We start from the raw sequence: 9,593 nt of genomic DNA, 5'->3' as shown, positions 1-9,593 counted from the left end.
ACCCACACCCGCGGCTCCTCCGCCGTTCCCGTCTACGACGGCTCCGCCTTCGCCCGCGACGGGGTCGTGCTCGTCTCGGTCAACTTCCGGCTCGGCGTCCTCGGCTACGGGCTCTTCCCCGACGCCCCCGCCAACCGCGGCCTGCTCGACCAGATCGCCGCCCTGGAGTGGGTCCGGGACAACATCGCGGCCTTCGGCGGCGACCCCGGCCGGGTCACCGTCTTCGGCGAGTCCGCCGGGGCCATCAGCGTGGGCGCCCTGCTCGCCGCCCCCCGCGCCGAGGGCCTCTTCGCCCGGGCCGTCCTGCAGAGCGGCGCCCCCGAGGCCCTGCCGCGCGAGAAGGTCCGCGCCATGGTCCGCCGGATGGCCTCGCTGCTCAAGGTGCCCGCCACCGCCGCCGCCTTCGAGGCGGCCGGGCTGCCCGCCCTGCTGGGCGCCCAGGCGGCCGTGCTGCGCCGTTCCTCCCCGGTGCTCGGCGGCCCCGCCTTCGGCCTGGTCACCGATCCCGGCACGCTGCCCGGCGACCCGCTGGAGGCGGCCACGGCCTCGGACGTGCCGCTGCTGCTGGGCTGGACCTCCCAGGAGCACCGGCTCTGGCTCGCGCCGACCGGCGCCCTGCGGCTGCTGGACCGGCTGGGCCCGCTGACCGTGGCGCTGGGGCGACTGCGCAGCGGCAAGGACCGGGCCGCCGTACGGGCGCTGCGCGCCGACCTGCCCGGCGCCGGACCGGGCGACCTGGCCGGGCAGCTGCTCACCGACCGGCTGCTGCGCGACCCGCTGCGCCGGATCGCCGGGGCCCGGCGGGCCGCGCCGAGCCACCTCTACGAGTTCGCGTGGCCCAGCGGCGTACCGGGCCTCGGCGCCTGCCACGCCCTGGAGCTGGGCTTCGTCTTCGACACCCTCGGCGTGCCCGAGTCCTGGCGGCTGGCCGGTCCGGACGCCCCGCAGGCGCTCGCGGACGAGATGCACGCGGCCTGGGTGCGGTTCGCCGTCACCGGGGATCCCGGCTGGGAGCCCTGGAACGGCAGCGGCCCGCCGAAGGTGTTCGGCGGGCCGGAGCCGGAAGCGGTGCGGGGCGTGGAACCCGACGGTGGAGCCGTGCTCACCCCGTAGGGGCGGGGTCCCGGAGCCCGGGAGCGGTGAGGGCTACTCCACGGGGCCTTCCATCGCCTTGCTGATGAACTCCATCGGTCCCTGGCCCATGTTCGGCACGTACGTCTTGGCGTTGTGCTGGCCGCCGGGGATCACTCTCAGGCTGGTGTGGATGGGGCCCTTGGTGTAGGTGGCGACGAACTTCTGCACGTCCGGCAGGGTCTTCTTGTTGCTCTCGTTGTCGCCGACCTGGAAGGCCAGGTAGACGTCGGGGCCCTTCTTGTCGATGAGCTGCTTGGCGAGCAGCTCCGGGTTGTTCTCGGCCTTCTCCTTCTCGTGGCCCTTCCAGAGGGAGGAGTCCGGGACGATGTCCGGGCCGGAGCAGATCGCGGCCTTGAACTTCTCCGGGTACTTCAGCACGGCCTTCAGGCTCGCGAAGCCACCGGTGGACGAGCCCATGTAGGCCCAGCCGTCACGGGACTTGATGGTGCGGAAGTTCTCCCGCATCAGGTCCGGGACGTCGTCGGTCAGCCAGGTGCCCATCTTGGGCTGGTCCGGGATGTCGGAGCCGTCCCAGTAGATGCCCTTGTCGTCCGGGCCCGGGTTCAGCACGGGCATGGCGAGGATGAAGGGCTTGCCCTTGCCCTCCGAGTACCACTTGCTGATGCTGCTCTGGAGGCCGAGGTCGGTGCCCATCCAGTAGTTCGTCGGGTAGCCGGCGCCGCCGGGCAGGGCGATCATGACGGGGAAGCCGCTCTTGGCGAACTTCGGGTCGTTGTACTCCTTGGGCGCCCATACCCAGACCTTGCCCGTGAAGCCCGACTTCTTGCCGGTGACGGTGGCGACGCCGATCTGTGTCCCGTCGCTCAGGGTCGAGGCGTTCTTGAACTCGGTCTTCGGGCCGGTGGGCATCGACATCTTCGAGTTCGCCGCCGGCTTGGCCGCTTCCCCGCCCTTGTCGCCGCCCGGGGTCTGGCCGAAGGAGACGGCCTGGCCCTTGTCGGTGAACGGCGGTATCTCGAAGTAGCTCATCGCGCCCGCGGCGATGCCCGCGAGGGCCAGGACCGAGACGCCCGCGATGATCCAGCGCTTGGCCTTGGACTTGCGGCGCGGCGGCTCGTCGCCGTAGGGGGGCTCGGAGCGGTCGTACTGGTCGTACGGCTGCTGCTGGTAGTCCTGCTGGTACGGCGGCTGCTCGTAGCGGGGCTGCTGCTGGGTGGGCTGGTCGTACCCGCCCTGCTGCTGCCCGTACGGGGGGCGGCCCTGCTGCGGCTGCTGCCCGTACCCGGGCTGGCCGTACGGCTGCTGGCCCTGCGGCGGGCGGCCCTGAGGGGGCTGGCCGTAGGGAGGCTGGGGCCGGCCCTGCTGGGGCTGGCCTTGGGGCGCGTACCGCGGCTGGCCCTGCTGTCGGCCCTGCTGCTGGCCGTACGGGGGTTGCTGCGGGTACTGCCCCTCCGGCCGGCGCGGTGGCTGGTACTGCCCGTCGGGTTCGTACGACATCTGCGGTGGCTCTCCGGCTGTTGCTGCCCCGTCTGGGGGTGGACTGCTTCCGTTCGAATGATGAACGATAGTGCTTCCGGGTTCCTCATTTTTCCTTCTCTTGGGTTTTCCTGGAGGAGGGCATTACTGATCGCCTGACGTCTCGGCGGAGTTCCCGTGCTGTTAGCCGACTGTCCCTGGCCCATGCACATGCCCCTGGGTATGGTGCGTCCGCGCCGCCGCCCCGCAGACCCCCCATGCCCGGAGGTATGACCCGTGTTTGGCATGACCACTTCATGGTCTCGTCGTAAGACCGCCCTGGCCACCGCCTTCGCCGCCACCGCCGCCGGCACCGCCCTCTGGGCCGGCATCGGAGCCGCACAGCCCGCGCACGCGGCGGGCCTGCCCGCCCCCGACCACGTCGTCGTCGTGGTCTTCGAGAACCACGCCTACAACCAGGTCATAGGCAGCTCCAGCGCCCCCTACATCAACTCCCTCAAGACCGGAGGAGCGAGCCTCTCCGAGTCCTACGGCATCACGCACCCCAGCCAGCCCAACTACCTCCAGCTCTTCTCGGGCTCCAACCAGGGCGTCACGGGCGACAGCTGTTACACGCCCGGCTTCAGCTCCGCGCCGAACCTGGCCTCCGAGCTGATCGCCGCGGGCAAGAGCTGGGCCAGCTACAACGAGACGCTCCCCAGCCAGGGCTCCACCACCTGCTCCAGCGGCAAGTACGCCCGCAAGCACAACCCCTGGTTCGCCTTCTCCAACGTGCCCACCAGCACGGCGAAGACGATGACGCAGTTCCCGACGGACTTCACCACCCTGCCCAAGGTGTCCTTCGTCGTCCCGAACCTCTGCAGCGACATGCACGACTGCTCGGTCGGCACCGGCGACACCTGGCTCAAGAACAACCTCAAGTCCTACGCGGACTGGGCCAAGACCCACAACAGCGTGCTCGTCGTCACCTTCGACGAGGACAACCGGCTCGCCGGCAACAAGATCCCGACCGTCCTCTACGGGCAGCCCGTGACCGCCGGCTCCACGACCAGCACCACCTACAACCACTACGACATGCTGCGGACCCTGGAGGGCCTGGCCGGGCTGACCACCCACGCCGGGAACGCCGCCACCGCCAAGGACATCACGGGGATCTGGGCTTCCTGACCATGTACGTCGCGGACTCGCGCGGCAATCCCGCGCCCGCCGTGCACCCCGAGCCGCAGGCCGTCGCCCCGGGCACCCGCCCGGGGCGGCGCGCCGCCCTCGCGCCCACGGTGCTCGCCCTCGGCACGGTCAGCCTGATCACCGACGTCTCCTCCGAGATGGTCACGGCCGTGCTCCCGCTCTACCTCGTCGCCGGACTCGGCCTCTCCCCGCTCGGCTTCGGCCTGCTCGACGGCCTCTACAACGGGGTCAGCGCCCTCGTCCGGCTCACCGGAGGCCACCTCGGTGACCGCTTCGGCCGCCACAAGGCGCTCGCCGGCATCGGCTACGGGCTCTCCGCCCTGTGCAAACCGCTGCTGCTGCTCGCGCACACGCTGCCCGCCATCGGTGCCGTCCTCGCCCTCGACCGCACCGGCAAGGGCCTGCGCACCGCCCCGCGCGACGCGCTGATCTCCCTGGCCGCCGACCCCGAGGACCGGGGCCGGGCCTTCGGCGTGCACCGGGCCATGGACACCGCCGGCGCGCTGATCGGGCCCATCCTGGCCTTCCTGATCCTGCGCGGAGCCGCAGACGGCTACGACGCCGTCTTCACCGTCAGCGCCTGCGTCGCCGCGCTCGGCGTCCTGGTGCTGGTGCTCTTCGTACCCGGCCGCCGCGCCGTGCCCGCACCCGCCGCCGAACCCGTCTCGCTGCGGGCCTCCCTCGGCCTGCTGCGCCGCCGCGACCTGCGCCGGATCAGCCTCGGCGCGCTGCTGCTCGGCCTGTGCACCGTCAGCGACGCCTTCGTGTTCCTGCTGCTCCAGCGGGCCACCGGAATCGCCGACCGCTGGTTCGCGCTGCTCCCGCTCGGCACCGCCGCCGCCTTCTTCCTGCTGGCGCTGCCGCTCGGCCGGCTCGCCGACCGCGTCGGCCGCCGCCGCGTCTTCCTCGGCGGACACCTCGCCCTGCTCCTGGTCTACGGACTCCTCCTGGCGGGCGGCGGGCACCCGGCCCTGCCGTACGCGGTGCTCCTGCTGCACGGGGGCTTCTACGCCGCCACCGACGGCGTGCTCATGGCCGAAGCCGCCGGAGCCGTCCCCGAGGAACACCGGGGCGGCGGGCTCGCCCTCGTCCAGACCGGCCAGGCGCTCGCCCGCTTCGCGGCCTCCCTCGGCTTCGGCGCCGCCTGGACCGTCTGGGGCGCCCGGCCCGCCCTGGCCGTGGCCGCCGTGCTGCTCGCCGTGGCCGTCGCCTGCTGCGTCCGGCTCCGCCCCGCCGACGCCTGATCCCCGCCGCATCCCGAAAGGCCCCCATGTCCCTCACACCCCCCACGGCCACACCCCCCGCGGACACGCCCCCCGCGCCCGGGTCCCCGATGACCGCGCGGCGCCGGGTCCTGATCCTGGTCACCGCCGTCGTCCTGCTCACCGTCGTGGGGGTGTTCGCCTTCGTCCGCGCCTCGTCGCGGGCCGACGAGAAGAACCAGGCCCGGGCGGGCGGCCCGGCCGTCTCCCACGGCGAGGTCACCCTCGCCCCGGGTGACGGCGGGCGGCGGATCGTCTTCCGCAACATGGCCTGGGGCCCGTTCCGGGACGAGCTCGCCACCGTCCCGGCGGACGTGCCGAAGGGTCCCCGTACCGCGTCCGGGGTGAAGTGCCTGCGCTTCCACTCCGCCGGGGGCACGGGCGTCTGCCTCCAGGCGGAACAGGGCGCGGTGCAGGAGAGCTACCGGGCCGTCGTCCTCGACTCCCACCTCAAGGAGACCGCCCGCCGGCCCCTGGCCGGCATCCCCACGCGCGCCCGGGTCTCGCCCGGCGGCCACCTCGTCGCCTGGACCGTCTTCGTCGGCGGGGACTCGTACGCCGGTACGAACTTCTCCACCCGCACCTCGCTGCTGGACCTGCGCACCGGGACGTACGACGCCTCGCTGGAGGACTTCACGATCCGCAAGGACGGCGCGACGTACCGCAACGCCGACGTGAACTTCTGGGGGGTCACCTTCGCCGCCGACGAGAAGACCTTCTACGCGACGCTCGCGACCGGCGGCCAGACCCACCTGGTCCGCGGCGACCTCGTCGCGCGCACGGTGACGACCCTGCGCGAGAACCTGGAATGCCCGTCGCTGTCCCCGGACGGGACCCGCCTGGTGTTCAAGAAGCGGGTGCCGGGGCTGCCGGCCGAGGCACCGTGGCGGCTCTACGTCCTCGACCTGGCCTCGATGCGGGAGACCCCGCTCGCCGAGGAACGCAGCGTGGACGACCAGGTGGTGTGGACCGACGACCGGACCGTCGTCTACTCCCTGCCCGGCGACTTCGGCGCCGACCTGTACTCCCTGCCCGCCGACGGCGGCGGCGCCCCGGCCCGGCTGATGCCCTCGGCCCTCGCCCCGGCCTTCCTCGGCTGAGCACCGGGGGAGGACGGGGGGAGGACGGGGCGGGGGTCCGCAGGACCGTTACGCCGGGATCAGCGTCTTGCGCCGGCGCTTGCGGGGCTGGGCGCCGGACATCCGCAGTTCGATGAGGGAGCGCACGGTGGGCCACTCCTCGTCGAGCACGGAGTAGAAGGCCGTACTGCGCACCGCGCCGTCCAGCCCCCGCGAATGGGCCCGGCGCACCCCTTCGCAGGTGAAGCCGAGGCGTTCCATGGCCGCCCGCGAGCGCCCGTTGCGGGCGTCCGCGCGCAGCGAGATGCGGCGCACCCCCCAGGTCTCGAAGGCGTGGCGGAGCATGAGCAGCTTGGCCTCGGTGTTGATCCCGGTGCCCTGGGCGCTCGGCGACAGCCAGGTGTTCCCGATCTCGGCGGCGTCGGGGACCGCCGTCGCCGGATCACCGAAGGGGACCCCGGGGACCGCGGGCCACACCAGTGGACCTTGCCAATAGTCGAGATCCAGGAACCGGGTCGAACCGACGACCCGCCCGTCAGTGGCTCTGACCACGGCGAACGCAAGCGATCGACCTGCTGCCTGATCGGCGAGGGCACGGTCGATGTACTCGTGGGACGCCTGCAACCCGTGCGGAACGGGAGTGAAGGCGTAAGTCGTACGATCCTCGGCCCCGGCCTTGGCCAGGGCCTCGGTGTGGTGGGGGGCGAGGGGCTCGAGCCGCACGGAGCGGCCGGCGAGGAGTACGGGTACGGGCACGGAGCCTTCGGTCCTTCTGGGCGGTGGGGTGGTTGCACAGTCTGCGCTCCTGACGTCACCCCCCGCGCAAAACGCGGGTGAAAGGCAACGGGCTGTCAGGTGAACGCGAGTGGCTCAATGTAGCCCCTTAATGTCCTCTCATGAACCCCCAATTTGGCAATGGCGCGACATCGTTTTTCGATGACTTTGGTCCCCGGGCCGGAGCGCCCGTAATCCTGATCAACGGACATCCGTTCAAGCGGTCGACGTAGTCCCGCCAGACGGCTGCCCTGACTTGCGCGGACTGCCGGTTTACCCCACCTGACCTGCGAGGATGTGAAGAGAGCCCGGCACCGGCGGCGAAGCCCCCGCTCGCGGACTCCGCCGACGACCGGGCCGCCCCGCCGGTGGAGCCCGGCATCGAACAGGCGGCCGTCGGCGGAGTGTCCACGGGCGGGCGGATCGAGCGGGTGGTCGGGTTGGGCCACCCGGGTCTGCTACGGGCGCGCGTGCGCCAGGCCGCCCGAGCCATCGGCCGGGCGCTGCCGGAGGCCATCGCGCCCCTGCGGACGGAGGCCGGGGGCGGCGCCGAGTGGCCCATGTGACACATCCCCGATTGGACCGCTCCGACGGGCCATGCGGCTGATCCAATGGGGCGGTGACGATACGGTTCCTGCCCGCGCCCGGCGCGCCGCGCCGCCTGGCCGCCGCCCAGTTGAGCAACTCCGTCGGCGACGGCGCCTACTACGTGTGCTCCGCCCTCTACTTCACCGGCGTCGTGGGCCTCTCGCCCGCCCGGATCGGCCTCGGCCTGACCCTCGCCTGGGCCGTCGGCTCGGTCGCCGGGGTCCCGCTGGGGGCCCTCGCCGACCGGCGGGGCCCGCGCGGCACCTCGGTACTGCTGGCGCTGGCCACCGCCGCGTCGGTGGCCTCGTTCCTGTTCGTGCGGTCCTTCGGGGCGTTCCTGTGCGCCGCGGTCCTCTACGCCGTCTCCCAGTGCGGCCTCGCGGCCGCCCGGCAGGCGCTGCTGGCGGGGCTCGTCGCCCCGGCGGAGCGGACCGGGGTGCTGGCCCACCTCCAGTCCACGCTCAACGCCGGACTGGCGCTCGGCGCGGCCCTCGGCGGACTGGCCCTCGGGGCCGGCACCGAGGGCGCCTACCTCGTCGTCTTCGCCCTGGACGCGGTCAGCTTCCTGGTCTGCGCGGCCCTGCTGCTGGGCCTGCCCGCCGTGGCCCCGGTACCGGAGCGGGCGGCGGGGGAGCCCCGGCTCGCCGTGCTGCGCGATCGGCCGTACGCGCTGGTGACCCTGCTCAACGCCGTACTGCTGCTGCGGATGCCGCTGCTCAGCCTGGCGATCCCGCTGTGGATCGTGGAGCGCACCCATGCCCCCGGCTGGCTGGTGTCGGCGCTGTTCGTGCTCAACACCCTGGCCGTGATGCTGTTCCAGGTGCGGACGGCCCGGCCCGTGACCGACCTCGTCAGCGCCGGGCGGGCGCTGCGGCTGTCCGGGCTGGTGATGGCCCTGTCCTGCGCCGTGTTCGCCGCCGCCGCGCTGCCCGGCGCCGGGTGGGCGGCCGGGGCACTGCTCGTGGCGGGCGCCGCGCTGCAGGCCGACGCCGAGATGCGGCAGTCGGCCGGGTCCTGGCAGATCGGCTTCTCCCTGGCCCCGGCCGAGCGGATGGGGCAGTACCAGGGCTTCTTCGGCACCGGGGTGCCCGTGGCCCGCACCCTGGGCCCGATGCTGCTGACCGCGCTGCTCCTGCTGTGGGGGATCCCCGGCTGGCTGCTGCTCGGCGCCCTGCTGCTGGGCGCTTCGTACGCGATGGGCCCGGCGGTCCGCTGGGCGCACTCCGCCGGCGGGGTGCGCGCGTAGGAGCCGGGTCTTTCGCAGGTCGCCCGGGTGCGGCGTCGTGCCGTGTCAGTCCGTCTGGAGGGTGGCGCGCAGCCGGTAGCGCAGGCCTCGCGGAAGTCGGTCCGGTGCGCCGGGCCCGGCGTCACGAAGGCCGCGCTGCTCAACGTCGTACCGTCCCCGCTGGGCGACCTCGCCGACCTCACCGTGGACCTCGGCAACGAACCCGACTCCTACGCCTCCACCATCGGCCACACCGGCACCCTCGTCGCCCTCGACCTGATCGCGGGAGCCCTGGCCGGCCGCGACGGCGACTCCTGGGACTCCATCGCCGAGCGGACCACCGCGGTCCACCGGCGGCCCACCGAGGTCGTGGCCGGGCCGCGCGAGCGCGGAGCCCGCTGCGTCGCCTCCGACGGGGTGGCCGCGGGCGCCTCCCGCGCCTCCGCCGAGGAGGGGGTCGGCGGGCAACACCCTGCACCTCGTCCACGGCGACGGCCGAGAGATCGAACTGGCCCGCTCGCTCGCCGGGACCGGCCACCTCACGCTCCTGATCACCACCGCCGACGTGGACGTCGCCGAGAACCTCTTCACCGTCCGGCTCCCGCGGCCGACCCGGCCGCGGGGGCGGCGCCCGTCGGCTGAGATCATCCGTGCATGGACGACGTACTGCGGCGACTGGCCGCCGTGGGCCCCTTCTTCACCGTCGCGTACGGCGAGGAGCCGCCCGGACCCGGATTCCGGACCCTCGAAGCGCTGTACGGGGACCACCTCGGGCCGTACGTCGCCGAGGTCGGGCGGCGGATCGGCAGCGGGCCGGGGCGCGTGGCGGCCTCGACCGCGCAGTTCGGGATCGCCTCCCGGCTGTGGTCCCTCGGACTCGGCTGCGCCGCCCTCGCCGGGCGGGTG

General features: G+C 73.3%; 9 protein-coding genes and 1 pseudogene. 8 read left to right on the top strand and 2 right to left on the bottom strand.

Annotated features, from left to right (window positions below; translation table 11 throughout):
* Positions 1-1,113: carboxylesterase family protein (locus ACFV0Q_RS32380; protein WP_385010205.1), on the top strand; the 1,113-nt coding region annotated here is incomplete at its 5' end.
* A gap of 33 nt (positions 1,114-1,146) precedes the next feature.
* On the opposite strand, the gene ACFV0Q_RS32375 is transcribed toward ACFV0Q_RS32380, so the two are convergent.
* Positions 1,147-2,592: an alpha/beta hydrolase gene (locus ACFV0Q_RS32375; RefSeq protein WP_385010203.1), complete on the bottom strand. Its 1,446-nt coding sequence runs from the start codon at positions 2,590-2,592 to the stop codon at positions 1,147-1,149.
* A gap of 264 nt (positions 2,593-2,856) precedes the next feature.
* Between ACFV0Q_RS32375 and ACFV0Q_RS32370 the strand changes: the two genes are divergently transcribed.
* From ACFV0Q_RS32370 to ACFV0Q_RS32360, 3 genes are all read left to right on the top strand, one after another.
* Positions 2,857-3,738 carry an alkaline phosphatase family protein gene (locus ACFV0Q_RS32370; protein ID WP_385010201.1) on the top strand — a complete coding sequence of 294 codons (882 nt, stop codon included), beginning with the start codon at positions 2,857-2,859 and terminating at the stop codon, positions 3,736-3,738.
* A gap of 2 nt (positions 3,739-3,740) precedes the next feature.
* Positions 3,741-5,003, top strand: a complete 1,263-nt coding sequence (locus ACFV0Q_RS32365) for an MFS transporter (RefSeq protein ID WP_385010199.1) — start codon at positions 3,741-3,743, stop codon at positions 5,001-5,003.
* 89 nt (positions 5,004-5,092) lie between these two features.
* The gene (locus ACFV0Q_RS32360) at positions 5,093-6,121 is read left to right on the top strand and encodes a TolB family protein (protein ID WP_385010198.1); all 1,029 of its coding nucleotides are present in this window, start codon (positions 5,093-5,095) and stop codon (positions 6,119-6,121) included.
* A 48-nt stretch (positions 6,122-6,169) separates the two neighbouring features.
* Here ACFV0Q_RS32360 and ACFV0Q_RS32355 read toward each other — a convergent pair whose 3' ends face one another.
* Entirely contained in the window at positions 6,170-6,856 is a 687-nt protein-coding gene (locus ACFV0Q_RS32355; RefSeq protein ID WP_385010196.1) for a GNAT family N-acetyltransferase, read from the bottom strand.
* A 386-nt stretch (positions 6,857-7,242) separates the two neighbouring features.
* On the opposite strand from ACFV0Q_RS32355, the gene ACFV0Q_RS32350 reads away from it, so the two are divergent.
* The 4 genes and pseudogenes from ACFV0Q_RS32350 to ACFV0Q_RS32335 all read left to right on the top strand — a co-directional run.
* Positions 7,243-7,440, top strand: a complete 198-nt coding sequence (locus ACFV0Q_RS32350) for a hypothetical protein (RefSeq protein WP_385010195.1) — start codon at positions 7,243-7,245, stop codon at positions 7,438-7,440.
* Positions 7,441-7,493: 53 nt separating this feature from the next.
* A complete protein-coding gene (locus ACFV0Q_RS32345; RefSeq protein ID WP_385010193.1) occupies positions 7,494-8,708 on the top strand; it encodes an MFS transporter in 1,215 nt (404 codons plus the stop codon).
* A 42-nt stretch (positions 8,709-8,750) separates the two neighbouring features.
* On the top strand, positions 8,751-9,329 hold the full coding sequence (locus tag ACFV0Q_RS32340; protein WP_385010192.1) for a hypothetical protein: 579 nt from the start codon (positions 8,751-8,753) through the stop codon (positions 9,327-9,329).
* Between the two features lie 12 nt (positions 9,330-9,341).
* Positions 9,342-9,593 (top strand): annotated as a pseudogene (locus ACFV0Q_RS32335) (Fe-S oxidoreductase); the annotation flags it as partial.

The organism is Streptomyces sp. NPDC059564, assembly GCF_042735575.1.
GTDB lineage: Bacteria > Actinomycetota > Actinomycetes > Streptomycetales > Streptomycetaceae > Streptomyces.
Note: the sequence above shows the minus strand (reverse complement) of the source record. Positions and strands in the feature narration are given on the sequence as shown.